Genomic DNA, 15,386 nt, shown 5'->3' with positions numbered 1-15,386 from the left:
CGTGGTGGGTGGTCTAAGGGTCAAGCGTCGAAGAACGGAGTTTGGCACTGGCTTTTGCTGTTGCCCTTGACCTGCCTTAGACATTGACAGCCTCAACACTTAGACCGCCCTTCCCCCGGCTTGAACTCGGTCTAAACTGGCAGCCATGACCGACAATTCAGCCAGCCTTCAAGACCAGCAGGCCGAGCAACGCCAATTGCTGCGGGCTTTTGCCCCCACGCCCGCTGAGGTACAAGTTCGGCTAGCGCGCGAGCTTGACGCCTTTGAACGGGTTGTGGAGGCCGTGCAGCCGCACTGGAACACCACGTTGCCGGGGCGGGAGTGGACGGCGGCGCAGGAAAGCGATCACATCATCCGCGTGAATGCGGGCACGGCCCGGATTGCGGCCCTGTTGCTGTCTGACAAGCCGCTGCGTCCCACCGACCAGACCCCTGGCGTCATGGTAGACGGCAAACGTAAGGCTCCCGCTGGACTGGAACCCGGCCCCGATCAGGCCTGGGCCGACCTGAGCGCCGTGCACGCCCAGACCCGTGCTGCGCTACTGCACGCCGCCGCTCACGCCCCCGAAACCTCTGAGCGCACCTTCTTTCACCCGTATATGGGCCAACTCACGGCGCTGGAATGGCTGAAAATGGCCGCCCTGCACATGCGCCAGCACCGCAAGCAACTGGAAGCGTTGGCACGGGGCTAAGGCTTTTGTCCTCACCTCTAAGGGGGGGCATTGCGTGAGCAACGGGGGGGTTTACACGCGACTCAAATGTCCCTTACCTCCCAATCACCTCGGCTCCCAGCGCGGGCAAATACCCCTCCACTTCGCCCATCAGGTCGCGCGCAGTGAGGTCTAGGCGCACCGGCGTTACGCTGATGCACCCGGCCTGTACCGCGCCGTAGTCGGTGGTGATGTCGGCGGCGTCGGCGGCGCGGCTGATTCCGGCCACCCAGTGATACTCGCGGCCTTCGGGATCGGTGCGGGTCACGATACTGTCTTCCCAGCGGTGGTCGCCTACCCGCGTCACGCGCACACCCTCGAAAGCGCGGGCCGGAAAATTGACATTCAGCAGAGTGCGGGGCGGCAGTCCACGGGACAGGACTTCGCGGGCGAGGCGGGCGGCATAGGCGGCGCTGGCGGCGAAATCGTACTCGCCCTGCGCCGTGGCCTGCTGGCTGAAGGCAATCGCGGGCAGGCCCAACGCCATCGCTTCTATCGCCGCCGCCACCGTGCCGGAATGGGTCAGGTCGTCGCCTAAATTGGGGCCAAGATTGATTCCGCTGACCACCAGATCGGGCCGCCCGCGCAGGTGGACGCCGAGCACCACGCAGTCGGCGGGGGTGCCGTCGACCCGGTAGGCCGGAATATCGCCAAAGCCCGCCGAAGCCGTGTGCTTGAAGCGCAGCGGGCGGCGAATGGTGATGCCGTGCCCCACCGCCGACTGTTCTACATCGGGCGCGACAACGGTTACATCGCCCAATTCGGCCATTGCCAGAGCCAGCGCCTTGATGCCGGGCGAGAAAATGCCGTCGTCGTTGGCGACCAGAATAGATTTGCGTCCAGAAGTCATGGCAGGCAGTCTAGCCGCCCTTTGAATGGGCACGGTCACAGAAATCCCACTTGAACGGCTTGGCCTGTTGCTTGCGTGATACACGGCCGCTCCATTCCGCCGCCCTCCCAAGACGAAGCTTAGACCCCAAACTAAAGACTGGCTCAACCTTCATGAATGCTGTGTCTGACGGCAAATTTACGTTTGTCTCCCGGCGGGTCAACTACAATTGACTCTCTGTCCAAAGTGCGTTTTCGCCTGTGGAGGAACATCTATGAACCGATGGTGGTGGCGGCCCCCGCTGATGCTCTTGACCCTTTCTCTCGCCGCCTGCGGGCAAGCCCCGGACTCTGCCTCAGAAGCAGAGTTGAATGCAGACCCAGACCAAAGCAATAGGGCCTTGACCTCCCCTTTAGAACCCCAAGCCCTGATGCCCGACGGAATCAATTCGCTGGCCCACGAGCGGGCGTTGGTGGCGGCCAACGGCTGGGGGCCGGTAGAAACAGACCGCAGCAATGGACAGCAAGCGGGCGGTGACGGCAAGCCACTGACCCTCAACGGCGTCAAGTATGCCAAGGGATACGGCGTTCATGCGCCCAGCGAACTGAAATACAACCTCGCCGGGCAAGACCGGGCCAAATGTGTGCGCTTCAAGGCCCAGATTGGTTTAGACGATGAAGTGGGTAGGCAGGGCAGCGCCGTATTCCAGGTGTGGGGCGATACAGACAAACTCTTCGACAGCGGCCTGATGACCGGGGCCAGTGCCACCCAGCAGGTCAGCGTGGACTTGCGCGGGCAATCCAGCTTCCGGATGGTCGTGACCGATGGCGGCAACGGCAACAATCTGGATCATGCCAACTGGATCAATCCGGCGTTGGTGTGTGTGCCCGACATGACGATCAGCGCCCCCGCCGAGGTCAGCATTTATCAGGATACGCACGGCACAGTGCCGCTGACCATGACCAACAACAGCCGGTCATTTCGGGGAAGCGTGACCTATACGGTGCAGGCCAGATTCGACACCGATCCCTACTTTCAGCTCAAAACAGGCGCGACCCGCCTGACCGGAGCGGCCCAGCAGACAGAGAAGTTGAGTGTGTACATGGATCGCCAGTACACCGACGACTCCTTTGCCGCCGAGTTGGTGGCGTGGTACGCCGGAGAAGAAGTGGCCCGCACGCCCCTGAACCTGGTGCCGCTGGAGCAGCAGATCACCATGCACTTCCCCGATCTGCCCCTGGAGTTGAAGGTCGGGAAATCTGTGGTTGTCAGTGTGCCGGTTTCTGTGGAACCGGGGGGCGAAACCACAGGGGCCAGATTTTTGTTGGGGCCAAATATCGGACAAACCCCCGACTGGCTGACCGCCGAGGTCGTTGGCCGTGGAGAAACCCCCAAGCGGGGTGGGCAGATTCAGGTCAAGTTTACGGCCCTCCGCAACGCATTTGCAGACGAACTGACCGAAACCGACGCGCAATTCCGGCTCTATGAACAGAACTTCGTCCACCATCATCCCATTCAGATCGGCACAGTTCCGGTGCGCCTGATTCCCGACGATGTGTGGGTCGGCGTTCCGGTGCCGACGCCACTTCAGGCCAGATTGCCCTGACCAGCCTGGGGAGGCAGCGGCGTCAGGTGCCGAAGAGAGCGACATGAACGCAGCCCCCAGTTTGATCTTGGGGGGCGCGTTCATGACAACTCTTTAGTCGCTAGAGCGCGATATTTCGGAGTTGCCCGCAGGCTGATCGGTGCCGCTCTGCACGTGTTCCTCTATGTATTCATCCGAGGCCTCTGCGCCCGGGTCGCTTCTGGCTCCGCGCCGTGCCCCTGCGCCCATCTGCTGCGCTTCGGCACTGCTGAGGCTCTCGGCCTCTGCGTTCATATCTCCGGTGTCCGCGTTGGATTGATCTCCGTTGACTTGGTCATTGCTGTCGCCGCTGCGGTCAGTCATGGTCGCACCTCAATTCGTCCCAGCAGGATGTCCGCTTTGGCCGTTCCTCGCGGTACATCCGGCGGTGGCTGAAGAACTGAAGCATACGCGGGGGCAAGAGCTACTCCCTATGTGGTTACGAAAGCCTCAACTTCAAATGCAAGTTTTCTGAAGGCCGGGCGATAGTTGTGGAAATGTGTGCGAAGTCATTCATTACCCGGCATAGTGTGAGGCGTACTTCACACCCAGAGGCACACCCACTTCATGAACATGCATCAGATGGGCTTAATGAGCGCCATGACAGTGTTTCTCACGCCCCTGCCGTTAAAGTGGGTGAATCCATGAAGAAGCCTGCCATCTTCCTCTCATTTGCCTTAGCGTGCGGCGGAGCGGCGGCCCAAGGGGTTTCCCCGGCTGACCCCTTTTTGCGGCAGGCTCCGGCCCAAACCTCACCCACTCTGCGCGGCCTGACTCCCGCGCCCCCAAGTGCCCCCACCAACAGCCTGAACCTGACTGGGGTGCAAAACGCAACCTTCGGTAACCCGCGCACCAGCAACAGCGGCTCGCAAACCCGCGTGGTCTTTGACCTTGCGCCGGGCGTGACCTATACGCTGATGCCCACGTTTACGGGGCTCAGAGTGGATGTGCAGGGCGCACGGGTTCTGCCCGCCGTGACTGCAGCGTTGGGAAGCAGCGTCAGCGAATACCGGGCAGGTGGCGGCCAGGTCACGGTGGGCACGCCGTTTCCACTGTCGTTTACCGAAGGTTGGCGGGCCAGTGAAGCCACCTTGGCCACCGGAGGACGCGTACTGATTCTGGAGTTCGGCGCGGTGGTCACGGGCGGCGCCAGCGAGTCTTTGCGGGCAATGGTACGCAACTCTGCACCTGCCGCGAGTGCCACCACTGCCGAGGCCAACGCGGTTCTGAATGCCCCGCTGGGCCTGAAGGCAGCGACTGGAAGCGCCGCACCTGCGCCTGTCTCGGTCACGTCTAGCGCTCCCAACCGCACCACCCCGGCATCTGGCCCGGCGGCCAACACGCGGCCTACTGCTGCCAATCCCGACCAATTGCCCCCCGGCGACATGGTGCAGCCCAGCAGGCAGTTTCCGCCCGCGCCCGCGCTGCCCGACGCCAATGCTGCCCGCCCCAGCGCCCTGACAGGCCGTGTGGCTGGGCAGGCGCAGCCCGGCGCCCTGCTCACGGCTCCCCGAATTGGCAAGAACCCTGGAATGACCCGCGTGGTTCTGGATCTGCCGCCCGGCAGCAGCTACACGATTCAGCCTACTGCGCTTGGCCTCCGCATAGAACTGACTGGTCTCGGCGTGGTGCCGCAGAGTGGTCAGAACGTCAGTCCCGAAGTGCGAACTTGGCGCTTTGAAGCGACCAACGAGGGTGTAGAGGTCACTCTGGTCACGGCCACACCGACCACGGCCCGCAGTGGGTGGCGTGCCCAGGTATTGCCGCCTACCTCTGGCAGCGACCGCGCCCGGCTGGCTCTTGACCTCTCGCCCGCGCTGGCCAACCTGACGCCGCTGGCCCCCAGTGAGCGCCTGATCGCCGCCGTACCGCCTATTCCGGCCACGCGGGGCACTGCAATTCTGGCCCTGAGTGCCAACTACGTGCAGCCGCGTGTGGTGCTTGATCCGGGGCACGGTGGACGTGATCCGGGCGCAGTGGGCAGCGTCATAGAAAAAGAAGTGACGCTGGGCGTGGCCCTGCGTGTGCGCGATCTGTTGCGGGCGGCAGGCGTAGACGTGGTACTGACCCGTGACAGCGACCGCGCCCTGAACAGCGTCAAGAACACCGATTTGCAGATGCGGGCACAGATGGGCAGCCCCGGTACGCAGCTGTTTGTCAGTATTCATGTGAACGCGATGGAAGCCAACACTGCTCTGCGCGGCTACGGCGTAGAAACGTGGTGGAACCCCAACCACCCGATGTCGAACAGCCTCGCCACCATTTTGCAGCGGCAACTCGTAGAGACCACCGGGGCTTTCTCGCGGGGCCTGAAATCCAACCAATCCTTGTCTGTTCTTAGGAACAGCCGGATTCCTGCCGCACTCGTGGAAATCGGCTATGCCAGCCACCCGGTTGACGGCCTGAATCTTCAAGACGCCAACTACCTAGACCGCGTGGCGGTGGGCATCGCGCAGGGCATTCAGCAGGCGCTGACAACGGGCGTCACGGCGGGCAATGCGGTGGGCGGTGGTGGGAAGTAAGGCGCAAACTGGAAACCGGCATTGGTGGGGTGCTATCTAAGGTGCTGGGGCGGTGGTGTTCTGGGGTGTGTAATACAGCCTAAAAATGCCCCGCCCAACGCCTTTTTAGTTCCTTCGACCCTCGCCCCTTAGACTTCCCGCCGCCGCTACTTCCCAAAGCTGGGAACCCGGTCGCCGTAAATCGCGTGGGCGTCGCAGCGGTCCTTGAGGATGCACACCGGACACTTGGGCGCTGTCCAGTGACACACCTTTTGCCCGTGCCGCAGCAGGTTTACATGCAGTTCGTACAGGTGCGGGGCGTCGGGTGGCAGCAACGACAGCAGGGCGCGGTGGGCCGCCTGCTCGCCCATGCGCGGAATAGCCCCGACGCGGGTGGTGACGCGGTGAACGTGCGTATCTACGGGAAACACGGGCCGCGCGAAATTGAATAAAAGCACCAGAGAAGCTGTTTTCACCCCGACGCCCGGCAAGTTGGTGAGCCATTTCAGGGCGTCGGCCACCGGCAATTCGGCCAGAAAGTCCAGATCGTAGCTCCCGCGTTCGGCCTTAATGGCGCTGAGCGTGGCCTGAATGCGCGGCGCTTTGCTTTCGGGGTAATTGCTGCGGCGAATGGCGTGGGCCACTGCTTCCACCGGGGCGGCAATAATCTCGTCCCAGTCGCCCAGCAAACACAGTTCCCCATAGGCAGCTTCCTCGTCGGCGTGCGTGGTGCGCTGAGACAAAATGGTGCTGATCAGCTCGTGCATGGGCGCTCGCCGTGGAATCAGCGGACGCTCACCGTATTCGGCCCGCAACAGTCCCGCCATCCAGGCCAGCAGTTCGGCCCGCACTGGGGCAGGCTGCGTGGCGTTCAGGGCGTCGGCTGGGGCGGGCGCAGGAAGCTGAGGAAAAAGAGAGCCGTCAGTCATGCGGAGGCGCTCAGCCTTTGGTGGTGTTCAGGCCCGGCTCGGCTCCCGTGTCTGCGCCGCCGCCCTCTACCTCGTCGCGGCCACCCTCGGCAGGTGCATCTTTGGCGGCTGGGTCGGTGTTGGGAGCCTTGCCTTTTTCCTCCTGAGAAATGTCTTTGCTCTGGCCCTCGGCAGGAGAGGTGTTGGCGGGGTCGTAGCCGGGGTTGGACTGGCCGTGGTCGGTCATGGCTTCAGCCTGCGCGGGCTGCCGCCGCTTTGGGCGAGTGCCAGGTAAAGAGGTGTTTAGACCGGGCTGCCTGTGCTGGACTGGGTGTCTAGCTGAGCCTTGAGCTTTTCATTACCAAGTAGTTTACAAAACAGGTCAACAGGTTTAGACTCTGGAGCCGCGTGGGCAAACTGCCTGTTCAGTTGCCGCGCCTGATCTCACCACTTCCTGGAGGAATTCCTGATGAAACGCACCCTGATCCTGTCCGCCCTTGCTCTGAGTCTCGCCACCACTGCTGCTGCCCAGCGTCCCACCACCCTGACGCCGGGCGTGCTGAAAATCGGTATGGAAGGCACCTACGCGCCCTTCACCTTCAAGGATGAAAAGGGCCAACTGGTGGGCTTTGACGTGGATATTGCCAAAGCCGTCGCCGCCCGCCTGGGCCTGAAGCCCGAGTTCGTGCTGACCGAGTGGAGCGGCATTCTGGCCGGACTGCAGGCCCGCAAGTACGACGTGATCGTGAATCAGGTGGGCATTACCGCCGAGCGCCAGAAAGCCATCGGCTTCAGCAACGCCTATGCGTACAGCAGCCCACAAATCATCGTCCGCAAGAATGCCGCCACCGCCTTCAAAAATCTGACTGAACTGAAGGGCAAGCGCGTGGGTGTGGGCCTCGGCAGCAACTTTGAAAAGCAGTTGCGTGATGCGGGCGGCATCAATGTGGTCACGTACCCCGGCGCTCCTGAATACCTCAGCGACCTGATTTCGGGCCGCATCGACGCCGCCTTCAATGACCGCCTGCTGGTGGGCTACCTCATCAAAAAAGACGGTCTGCCTGTGAAGGGTGCGGGCGTGATCGGCGCAGCGGAGCCTGTGGGCATCGCCTTCCGTAAAGACAACACCAGCCTCAAAACTGCCATTGACCGCGCCCTGTTGCAGATCAAGGCCAACGGCACCTACGCCAAGATCAGCCGCCAGTGGTTTGGTCAGGACGTCAGCAAACCTTAAAACTCCTGTCACTGCAGCGCCAGTTCTCCCGTTTGCCCGCCTTTAGGGCAAACTTTTTATGGGGGCGGCGGCTTGGTGCCTAGGCTGTCTGCTTGGCCCGGTTCCTTGATGCTGAGACTGCGAGATACTTGACTCTATGGACATAACCCTGATCCTGAATAGCGCCGTGCAGTCGCTGCCCGTGCTGGTGCAGGGAGCCGGAATTACCCTGGGTTTTGCGCTGGCCGCGATGGTGCTGGGGCTGCCGCTGGGCTTCGCGGTGGCATTGGCCCGCCTGTCCCGCATTGCGGCGCTGCGCTGGATCACGAGTATCTACGTGTCGTTTATTCGCGGTACGCCCTTGCTGGTGCAGATTTTCGTGATTTATTACGGGCTGCCCAGCTTTGGCGTCACGCTCAATCCAGTGGTGGGCGGCGTACTCGCCCTGACCCTGAATGCCGGGGCGTACCTCTCAGAAACCATTCGCGGAGCCATTCAGAGTGTGCCGCGTGGTCAACGTGAGGCGGCCACCAGTTTGGGCCTGAACGGGGCACAGACCATGCGCCTGATCGTGTTGCCCCAGGCCATGCGGGTGGCCGCGCCCAGCCTCGGCAACAGCCTGATCGGGCTGGTCAAAGACACGTCGCTGGTCAGTGTGATTACAGTGGTCGAGTTGCTCAGAAGCGCTCAGCTGGTCATCGCCCGCACCTTCGAGCCGTTCGGCCCGTACCTGATGGCGGCCCTGCTGTACTGGATCATGAGCCTGCTGCTGGAAGGCGTGCAGCGCAGCGTAGAGCGGCGGCTGTCACGGGGCGTGGCGTAGAGAAATCAGACTATCAAACGTTCGTTTCTCCCCTGAATGTCTCCCGGTCTCGGGGGATATTTCGTCTGGTGCGTCCTACTTGATCGTCGCCGCACGTTCTGGCACCACATCCAGCCCTGCTTCCACCAGTTCCCTGTTCAGCGGCAACCCATTGAAATTCAGAATAAATACCGTCACATCCAGTGCCTCCTGCTTGGTTAGGGGTGGCAGGTGACCGTGCAGCCCAGCAATCAAATGATGGATGGCACGCGGCGGCAAGCCCTGATAAGTAGCCCGGAAATTGTTCCCGGCCAACGCTTCGGCGCTTCCACCCTCCAACTTGTCGCCGTGACACATGGCGCACGCAAGGCGGTACAGCACGGCTCCACGCTCTGTTTGTACGGCGGCAGGGGAGATGCTGGTTGCCGTTGCCAGCGCTCCGGCTTGCTGTGCGCTGGCGGTAAGTACGGCTGTGCCTATCAGCAGGGCAAGAGCAGGCAAACTGAGGAGCAGCAGCGGAGTAGAGCGAAACACAGGCGTCAATCTAGCGCCGTACCCATCTGCGAACCGTGTTCAAGACATTCTCAAGGTGCGCGGAGGGCTGCAACCGATTACAGGCTCGGCGGTTGTATACATCCTCGCCGCGTCTGTGTAGGCTGGACGGGTGCTGTCATTGCAAAAGGCCGCGAGCATTTTGGGGGCGTTTAGCGCCGAGCAACCGGAGTGGGGCGTGCGTGCGTTGGCGCTTCATCTGACCTTGCCCCGCGCCACCGCCCACGCCTATTTGGCGGGCCTCACCGACGCCGGATTTCTGCGCCGCACCCCCGCCGGAAAGTACCGCCTGTCCTGGCATCTGGCCGAAATGGGCGGGCAACTGACTGCTGCTTTGCCCTGGTTCCCCGACGCCCGCAGTCTGATTACCCGGCTGGCGCTGGAGGTTCGGGCGGTGGCCTTCCTGTGCATTCTGGAAGGCGAGGAGGTGGTCTGTGCCATCCGTGAACGCCACCCCGACGCCGACATAGACCTGCCGCTGGACATCTATCTGCCCGCTACGGCCACTGCTAGCGGCAAAATCTTGTATGCCCACGCCGACATTTCCCCGCGCACCTTTAGTGCCTGCACCGACAGCAGCATCACCACGCCCGACGAGTGGCGAACCGAGGTGGCCCGCGTGCGCCGCCGGGGATACGCCTATTCCATAGAAGAATGGATTCCGAATCAGTGCACGTTGGGCGTGCCGTACCACTATGCAGAGGGCGTGGTGGCGGCCATTGGCGTGCAAATGAGCGCCGAACGCTACCTGCGTGAGGAACGCAGCATTCGGGAGCGAGTCCTCGGCATCGTGCATGAGGCAGAGGCACTGGGGTAGAGGTGCTGGGTTAAGCGGGGTGGAGTAAGAGCTGGGTTTTAGGTTCTGCCCTACGCTGATGCCGGAGGCTTTTCTATGCCCAAGATTCGAGCCGCGTCGTTCCTCACTTTGGTGCTGCTTTCCGGCGTTGCTGCCGCTGCCCCGCCACTGGCCCTGACCACGCAAAACGGCGTCACGACTCTCAGCGGCAAGGTGGCAGGCTGGAGCCTTGGCGCACGCGGCCTTGCTTTTTTGGACAGCCGAGGGCCACTAACACGCGGCAAAATCGATGCTGGGGGCATGTTTCAGATTGCCCTGCCTTCTGCTGCCCAACTGACAACCCTGACCCAAAATGTGGGCGACATGTACGGCGTGGTGGGCTGCGACGAGCAATCGTCCGACTTTGACATCGTAGGGCGTGACGCCGCGCTGTACTGGCTGCCACACATCTCGGTGATGAAGCCCCGGGCCAATCCCAAACTGCCCGACGAGCGCGGCCAAATATATAACCTGACCGCCGATGGCAAAGACGACCTGCGGCTGCTGTATTCCACCGACTACACCACCATTCGCGTAGATATTTCCTGCACCAGTTTTGGCAGTGACCGCGACGTGGCCTACAACCTAAGTGTGGCCCCCGGCTGGAATATGGTGCTGAGTGGCGTGGGAAACGGCACCGATATTCGGGATGCACCGACGAGCCTGGAGACACGCTGGCTGTATGGGGTGCGGTAGGAGCTTAGGCTTCTCCCGCCGCCATCCTCACCGCGTCACGCACAACGGCGCAGACAGCTTCCTGTGCCAGTGCGCCCAGCAGCATTGGGTCGGCAGGCGGGCGGGTACAGGCGCTGTGCACAAAGGCCGCGTCGCCGTCCCAGTAGGTGTGGCTGGGGTGAATCACGCGGGCTAAGGCCGTCTGCGCCGCGTCGGCCAGGCGGCGGGCGTCGTTTTTTGTCAGGGTGTGTTCGGTGGCAATGGCAATCAGTGTCGTGTTGGTTACGTCGGCGGGGCAAAGGCCGACGCGCCTACACCTGTGCCGGGGCCAGCCAGAATGCCGCCCACTTCGTCCAACACGTCTCCAATCGGGTTCACAACGGCCAGTGCCGCCACCTGGCCGTAAGGGTGTGGTTGGGGATCATGGGGAAAGTCTAGGCCGGGGACGCTGTAGGGCGAAGGGCGTCTCGGGGTATAAGGAAGGGCGGAAGGGAAATTGCTGACGCTCACTCATCCTTGAAGGGAGAAGCGCTGAGGGGGCTAAACCCACGACACCACTCCCCCCGATCGTTCTCGCCCCAGCCGTGTGAGACCGTCGTCCACGGAGTGGGCGGGCCAATTCCATTTTAGGGACGACTAGAGATTCCGCTTCAGATGAAGGCTTGGGCCGCGGGTGTGGACGTGACAAGATCAATCCTCCCGAGCGGACTCGTAGAGCTGCCAAGCAGAGCGACGAACTCCCCTGACCTCTTTGAGAGCTGGAGCTGGGGAAGTCCAACGTGGGCCAAGCCCAAAAAGCCGACCTCGACGCGGAAGCTTCAAGCAGAAGCGTAGCAGTCGAACGCCCAAAACGAAAAAACCCCACATGGGGCCTTTTCAATCAAATTCAGAACTCAGCTCAGGGCGTCTTCAGTGCGTAGCCAATCCCGCGCACCGTGCGAATGATGCCATAACCGTCCAGGTCTCGCAGTTTGGCCCGCATATTCGCCATATGCACGTCTACGACGTTAGAATTGCTGGGCAATTCGCCGTTCCACACTTCCCGCTCGATTTCTTGGCGGGAGTACACGCGCCCCGGCTGCCGTGCCAGAAAGGTCAGCAAATCAAATTCTTTGGGCGAGAGACGCACTTCATGGCCGTTGTAGTGGCACAGGCGTTTTTGCGGGTGGATTTCTAGCGCCCCGATCTGAATCACTTCGCCGTGCTGCTGGTGGCGCAGCTGCACCTTCACGCGGGCCACGAGTTCTTCGGGGTGAAACGGCTTGGTCATGTAGTCGTCTGCGCCCGCTTCCAGCAGGTTCACTTTGCGGTCTACTGCGTCCATCGCCGTCAGAATAATGATCGGCACAGAGCTGGTTTTGCGGAGGCGACGGGCGATTTCTGCGCCGTCAAAGTCGGGCAACCCGAGGTCGAGAATGACCAGATCGGGCGCATTTTCGCGGGCGCTGGTGAGGCCCGTCACGCCGTCTGGGGCGGTCAGCACACGGTATCCGGCCTGCTCGAGTTCGTACTGGACGACTCGGGTAATGTCGGGGTTGTCTTCGATAAGCAAAATGCGTTGATCCATGAGGTTCGCGTGTCTCCCCGTTGTGATGTGATTGAATTGAAGCCGGCTGCTTAAACTAGAGGTTCTTCCGGCTGACTAACGTTCTCGCCATCGTAGGGGCGCAGATGGACTGGGCGGGGCAGGATGCGGTTTATAGAGTCTTAACAGCGTGGGAGTTCAGTTGTCTGCCTCGCCGGGAACCACGATGCTGTCGACCTGTACGCCGTAGCGCAGTAGCAGGGTTTTGAGGCGCTGCATGGCATTGAGGGCCAGTTCCCGGTCCGCAGGGAAAAAAGCCAGCGTCAGGCGGGCGCTGTGGCCGGGGCGGGGTTCTTCGGCCTGGACTTGCAGCGGGCGGCGGAAGGCCGGGTCGTGCATGAGGTCGCGCAGGATCCGGGTAAAGGTCAGTTCGTCGACGCCCGCCAGCGTAAAGGCGATGCCCAGCCGCGGCTCAGGGCGCCCGCCGGGTGTGCCGGAGAAAGGAGAAGTCATGCTGCACAGCCTAAGCCGGAAGGCTCCCCCGCCGTATGGGAAGGTATTTTATGCTTTGGCTACCGCCGAACACCCCAACGCAGGCCAGACCGGAAATCAGGGCAACAACACCCGCACTGGAATCAGCTTAATTCCGGATCATTTGGCCTGCGAGGGCGGCAGGGCAGGCTGCAACACTTGGCCCAGCGGCGTGGCAAACAGCCGCGGAACCTGTCCAGCCGCGGCAGGACGAGCATAAAAATAACCCTGTGCGTGGTCGCAGCCCAACCGTTTCAGCACCTCGGCCTGCCAGTCTTGCTCTACGCCCTCGGCCACCACCTTCAGATCTAGGTGGTGTGCCAGCGTCACGATCGTTTCGATGATGCGCTCAGCTTCGGGGCCGCTTCTGAGGCCCATGACAAACGAGCGGTCAACTTTCACGGCGTGAATGGGTAAGCGGTGCAGGTAGCTGAGGCTGCTGTAGCCCGTGCCGAAATCATCGACCCACACCCTCACGCCGTGGTTGCTGAGTTTCATCAGGTGGGTGTGGGCCGCCGAACCGGGCGTCCCGTCCATCAGCAGAGATTCGGTGACTTCGAGGGCCAGGGCGGAGGGCGGCAGGCCGTTGTCTTCGAGGGCCGCCTTGACCTGCACCACAAAATTGGGCGTCAGCAGTTGCACCGCGCTCACGTTGATGGCCACATGGGTTTCTATCCCCTGACTGCGCCACGCCGCCAGTTGTGTGGTGGCCTCGCGCAGCACCCAGTCGCCCAGTAGACCGATCAGTCCAGCATCTTCGGCAATAGGAATAAAGATGCTGGGGGGCACGGGGCCGCGCAGCGGGTGAATCCAGCGCAGCAGGGCTTCCAGACCCTCTGCCCGTCCTGTACTCAGGTTCACGAGAGGTTGATAGGCCAGCGTGAGGCCGCCAGTGCGTAGCGTTTCGCGCAGGTCGTTTTCTATTTGTACCCGGTCAAGCAGCGCGTCTTCGAGGTCGGGGGTAAAAAAGGCCACCCGCCCCGGCCCACGCGCTTTGGCATGAACCATCGCCAGATCAGCCAGGCGCAGCAGTTGTTCGGGGTCGTGGCCGTCGCGGGGGGCCAGCGCCACCCCGATGCTGGCGGTGGGCTGGAAGGCGTGTCCAAACACTTCAAAGGGCGTCTCCAACGTGGTTACGAGGCGTTGGGCAATCTGCGCGACTTCGGCTTCTGTTCCTGCACGCGGCAACACGATCACAAATTCGTCTCCGCCCAACCGGGCCGCCTGATCGTTGGGGCAGCATGCCCGCCCAATCCTTGCGGCCACCTGCCGCAACAGTTCGTCTCCGGCAGCGTGGCCCAGCGTGTCGTTCAGGCGCTTAAAACGGTCTAGGTCCAGATACAGCACCGCTACGGGCGTGCCGCGTTCCAGCGCGTCGGGGACGGTGCGGGCCAGGGTTCTGAGCAGGCCCCGGCGGTTGGGTAGTCCAGTCAATTCATCGTTGTAGGCATGAAAAGACAGTTGCCCGCGCAGGCGCTCCTGCTCGGCGGCTACGCCCAACAGTTCGGCCATCCACGCGGCTTCGCTGGCAATATCTTCGGGCAGCACGCCCGGATAGGTCAGGCGCAGTTGCCCGTAACGGTCTCCGGCACGGCCCCGCACCGACACGGCCCAGATGGTGGGATCCATGTAGTTCATACCAGCCAGGGTGGGCGGCCCAAAACTCTGCAACTCGGCCGGGGCTCCCGGCGATCTGCGCTCCAGTGCGGCCTGAATCACGCGCAGCACGTCGTCTACGTTCCCGTTTTCGGCAATCAGTCGCAGGGTCTCACCCTGCGCCCGCATGATGTTGTGGTCGCCCGTCACGCGGTCTAGCGTCAGGTTCAGGGCGCGGGCCACCAGATGCAGTTCGTCTTCGCCCTGTCCCAGATGCAGGCGGGCCGCCGTGTCCGGTTCCGTTTCTATGCGCTGCACGAAGCGCCGTAGGCGGGCCAGCCGTGCAAACACCAACGAATCCAGCAGACACAGAGCCATCACGATACAGGCCAGGATCAACACCAGCACCGTGAGGCTGGCCGTTCTGACTGCCCTGACCCCCTGATCGTGCAGCGTACGCGGCTGCGACACCCAGACTTCCAGGGCGCGGCCCCCCTGCCCCTTCGCAAATGTACGCACACTCTGAACACTGGTGTTGCTCTGCACGCTGACGATTGGGTTGGGGTTGGCTGAGTTGCTTGAACCCAAGCGGGCTGCATCATCGTTTACTGAATTGAGATCGCGCGGGTCTGCGGCGGCTATGCTCAGGTCGTCAGGCGCACTTATTGTCGCTTGTCCGGGCAACAGCTTCGCCGGTTCCGAGGCGACACTGACCCGCGTGACGAAGGGTGCAGGAGACAGCACCCCAGCGTCAATTTGGCGCATCAGCAGCAGTTCTGTGTCGCCCAGCCGTTTGGCACGGGCCAGCAGCCAGACCCGGTTGCCCCGAATGGCAAAGCGTTGGCGCGGGGCCACAGCGCCGGGTTGCCAGTCGGCGGGCGGCACGTCAGAGGCGATCATGGCGGTGGTCACGCGCCCGCCGCTGAGTAGCGCCATGCCCTGCAGGTCTCCGGTACTCAGCAGGTCTGCGGCCATGAGTAGCGGATCAGGCAGGGCGGCCCAAGACCGGGTGCGGGTGTTCAGCTGGCTTTGTTGGTCTTGCAGCCAACCCACCACCGTTTCGGCCTGTTGGCGGGTCATGCGGCG

Annotated in this window: 15 protein-coding genes and 1 pseudogene; 7 read left to right on the top strand and 9 right to left on the bottom strand. The window is 62.5% G+C overall.

What is annotated here, in order from left to right; translation table 11 throughout:
• The first annotated feature begins 145 nt into the window (after window positions 1-145).
• On the top strand, window positions 146-691 hold the full coding sequence (locus M1R55_RS05590) for a DinB family protein (RefSeq protein WP_249393714.1): 546 nt from the start codon (window positions 146-148) through the stop codon (window positions 689-691).
• Between the two features lie 73 nt (window positions 692-764).
• Here the strand turns inward: M1R55_RS05590 and surE are convergent, their stop codons facing one another.
• Window positions 765-1,559, bottom strand: coding sequence for a 5'/3'-nucleotidase SurE (surE, locus tag M1R55_RS05585; protein WP_249393713.1), 795 nt, complete (start codon window positions 1,557-1,559; stop codon window positions 765-767).
• Window positions 1,560-1,938: 379 nt separating this feature from the next.
• On the opposite strand from surE, the gene M1R55_RS05580 reads away from it, so the two are divergent.
• Window positions 1,939-3,144: an NPCBM/NEW2 domain-containing protein gene (locus M1R55_RS05580; RefSeq protein ID WP_249393712.1), complete on the top strand. Its 1,206-nt coding sequence runs from the start codon at window positions 1,939-1,941 to the stop codon at window positions 3,142-3,144.
• Window positions 3,145-3,237: 93 nt separating this feature from the next.
• Here the strand turns inward: M1R55_RS05580 and M1R55_RS05575 are convergent, their stop codons facing one another.
• On the bottom strand, window positions 3,238-3,486 hold the full coding sequence (locus tag M1R55_RS05575; protein WP_249393711.1) for a hypothetical protein: 249 nt from the start codon (window positions 3,484-3,486) through the stop codon (window positions 3,238-3,240).
• Window positions 3,487-3,806: 320 nt separating this feature from the next.
• On the opposite strand from M1R55_RS05575, the gene M1R55_RS05570 reads away from it, so the two are divergent.
• On the top strand, window positions 3,807-5,684 hold the full coding sequence (locus tag M1R55_RS05570; protein ID WP_249393710.1) for an N-acetylmuramoyl-L-alanine amidase: 1,878 nt from the start codon (window positions 3,807-3,809) through the stop codon (window positions 5,682-5,684).
• A 146-nt stretch (window positions 5,685-5,830) separates the two neighbouring features.
• On the opposite strand, the gene nth is transcribed toward M1R55_RS05570, so the two are convergent.
• Both nth and M1R55_RS05560 read right to left on the bottom strand, forming a co-directional pair.
• Window positions 5,831-6,592, bottom strand: coding sequence for an endonuclease III (nth, locus tag M1R55_RS05565; RefSeq protein WP_249393709.1), 762 nt, complete (start codon window positions 6,590-6,592; stop codon window positions 5,831-5,833).
• Window positions 6,593-6,602: 10 nt separating this feature from the next.
• Window positions 6,603-6,818 (bottom strand): hypothetical protein, encoded by a 216-nt coding sequence (locus tag M1R55_RS05560; protein WP_249393708.1) that lies wholly within the window; start codon window positions 6,816-6,818, stop codon window positions 6,603-6,605.
• Window positions 6,819-7,040: 222 nt separating this feature from the next.
• Here M1R55_RS05560 and M1R55_RS05555 point away from each other — a divergent pair, with 222 nt between their 5' ends.
• Both M1R55_RS05555 and M1R55_RS05550 read left to right on the top strand, forming a co-directional pair.
• Complete coding sequence (locus tag M1R55_RS05555; protein WP_249393707.1) at window positions 7,041-7,805, top strand: transporter substrate-binding domain-containing protein; 765 nt, start codon at window positions 7,041-7,043, stop codon at window positions 7,803-7,805.
• A gap of 136 nt (window positions 7,806-7,941) precedes the next feature.
• Entirely contained in the window at window positions 7,942-8,607 is a 666-nt protein-coding gene (locus tag M1R55_RS05550; RefSeq protein ID WP_249393706.1) for an amino acid ABC transporter permease, read from the top strand.
• A 75-nt stretch (window positions 8,608-8,682) separates the two neighbouring features.
• Here M1R55_RS05550 and M1R55_RS05545 read toward each other — a convergent pair whose 3' ends face one another.
• Window positions 8,683-9,120: a cytochrome c gene (locus M1R55_RS05545; protein ID WP_249393705.1), complete on the bottom strand. Its 438-nt coding sequence runs from the start codon at window positions 9,118-9,120 to the stop codon at window positions 8,683-8,685.
• A 130-nt stretch (window positions 9,121-9,250) separates the two neighbouring features.
• On the opposite strand from M1R55_RS05545, the gene M1R55_RS05540 reads away from it, so the two are divergent.
• Both M1R55_RS05540 and M1R55_RS05535 read left to right on the top strand, forming a co-directional pair.
• The gene (locus M1R55_RS05540) at window positions 9,251-9,955 is read left to right on the top strand and encodes an IclR family transcriptional regulator (RefSeq protein WP_249393704.1); all 705 of its coding nucleotides are present in this window, start codon (window positions 9,251-9,253) and stop codon (window positions 9,953-9,955) included.
• Between the two features lie 75 nt (window positions 9,956-10,030).
• Window positions 10,031-10,669, top strand: coding sequence for a hypothetical protein (locus tag M1R55_RS05535; RefSeq protein ID WP_249393703.1), 639 nt, complete (start codon window positions 10,031-10,033; stop codon window positions 10,667-10,669).
• A 4-nt stretch (window positions 10,670-10,673) separates the two neighbouring features.
• Here M1R55_RS05535 and M1R55_RS05530 read toward each other — a convergent pair.
• The 4 genes and pseudogenes from M1R55_RS05530 to M1R55_RS05515 form a co-directional block, all read right to left on the bottom strand.
• A pseudogene (locus M1R55_RS05530) lies at window positions 10,674-11,047 on the bottom strand (P1 family peptidase); the annotation flags it as partial.
• Window positions 11,048-11,546: 499 nt separating this feature from the next.
• Entirely contained in the window at window positions 11,547-12,215 is a 669-nt protein-coding gene (locus M1R55_RS05525) for a response regulator transcription factor (RefSeq protein WP_019009140.1), read from the bottom strand.
• Between the two features lie 156 nt (window positions 12,216-12,371).
• Complete coding sequence (locus tag M1R55_RS05520) at window positions 12,372-12,686, bottom strand: hypothetical protein (RefSeq protein WP_249393702.1); 315 nt, start codon at window positions 12,684-12,686, stop codon at window positions 12,372-12,374.
• Between the two features lie 138 nt (window positions 12,687-12,824).
• Complete coding sequence (locus M1R55_RS05515) at window positions 12,825-15,380, bottom strand: bifunctional diguanylate cyclase/phosphodiesterase (RefSeq protein WP_249393701.1); 2,556 nt, start codon at window positions 15,378-15,380, stop codon at window positions 12,825-12,827.
• Window positions 15,381-15,386: the final 6 nt, after the last annotated feature.

The organism is Deinococcus sp. QL22 (genome assembly GCF_023370075.1).
Classification (GTDB): Bacteria; Deinococcota; Deinococci; order Deinococcales; family Deinococcaceae; genus Deinococcus.
Note: the sequence above shows the minus strand (reverse complement) of the source record. Positions and strands in the feature narration are given on the sequence as shown.

Excerpts from the sequence above, each read along its gene's own strand:
- M1R55_RS05590 (WP_249393714.1), top strand. The coding sequence starts at position 146 with ATGACCGACAATTCAGCCAGCCTTCAAGACCAGCAGGCCGAGCAACGC.
- surE (WP_249393713.1), bottom strand. The coding sequence starts at position 1,559 with ATGACTTCTGGACGCAAATCTATTCTGGTCGCCAACGACGACGGCATT.
- M1R55_RS05575 (WP_249393711.1), bottom strand. The coding sequence starts at position 3,486 with ATGACTGACCGCAGCGGCGACAGCAATGACCAAGTCAACGGAGATCAA.
- M1R55_RS05570 (WP_249393710.1), top strand. The coding sequence starts at position 3,807 with ATGAAGAAGCCTGCCATCTTCCTCTCATTTGCCTTAGCGTGCGGCGGA.
- nth (WP_249393709.1), bottom strand. The coding sequence starts at position 6,592 with ATGACTGACGGCTCTCTTTTTCCTCAGCTTCCTGCGCCCGCCCCAGCC.
- M1R55_RS05560 (WP_249393708.1), bottom strand. The coding sequence starts at position 6,818 with ATGACCGACCACGGCCAGTCCAACCCCGGCTACGACCCCGCCAACACC.
- M1R55_RS05555 (WP_249393707.1), top strand. The coding sequence starts at position 7,041 with ATGAAACGCACCCTGATCCTGTCCGCCCTTGCTCTGAGTCTCGCCACC.
- M1R55_RS05550 (WP_249393706.1), top strand. The coding sequence starts at position 7,942 with ATGGACATAACCCTGATCCTGAATAGCGCCGTGCAGTCGCTGCCCGTG.
- M1R55_RS05535 (WP_249393703.1), top strand. The coding sequence starts at position 10,031 with ATGCCCAAGATTCGAGCCGCGTCGTTCCTCACTTTGGTGCTGCTTTCC.
- M1R55_RS05525 (WP_019009140.1), bottom strand. The coding sequence starts at position 12,215 with ATGGATCAACGCATTTTGCTTATCGAAGACAACCCCGACATTACCCGA.
- M1R55_RS05520 (WP_249393702.1), bottom strand. The coding sequence starts at position 12,686 with ATGACTTCTCCTTTCTCCGGCACACCCGGCGGGCGCCCTGAGCCGCGG.
- M1R55_RS05515 (WP_249393701.1), bottom strand. The coding sequence starts at position 15,380 with ATGACCCGCCAACAGGCCGAAACGGTGGTGGGTTGGCTGCAAGACCAA.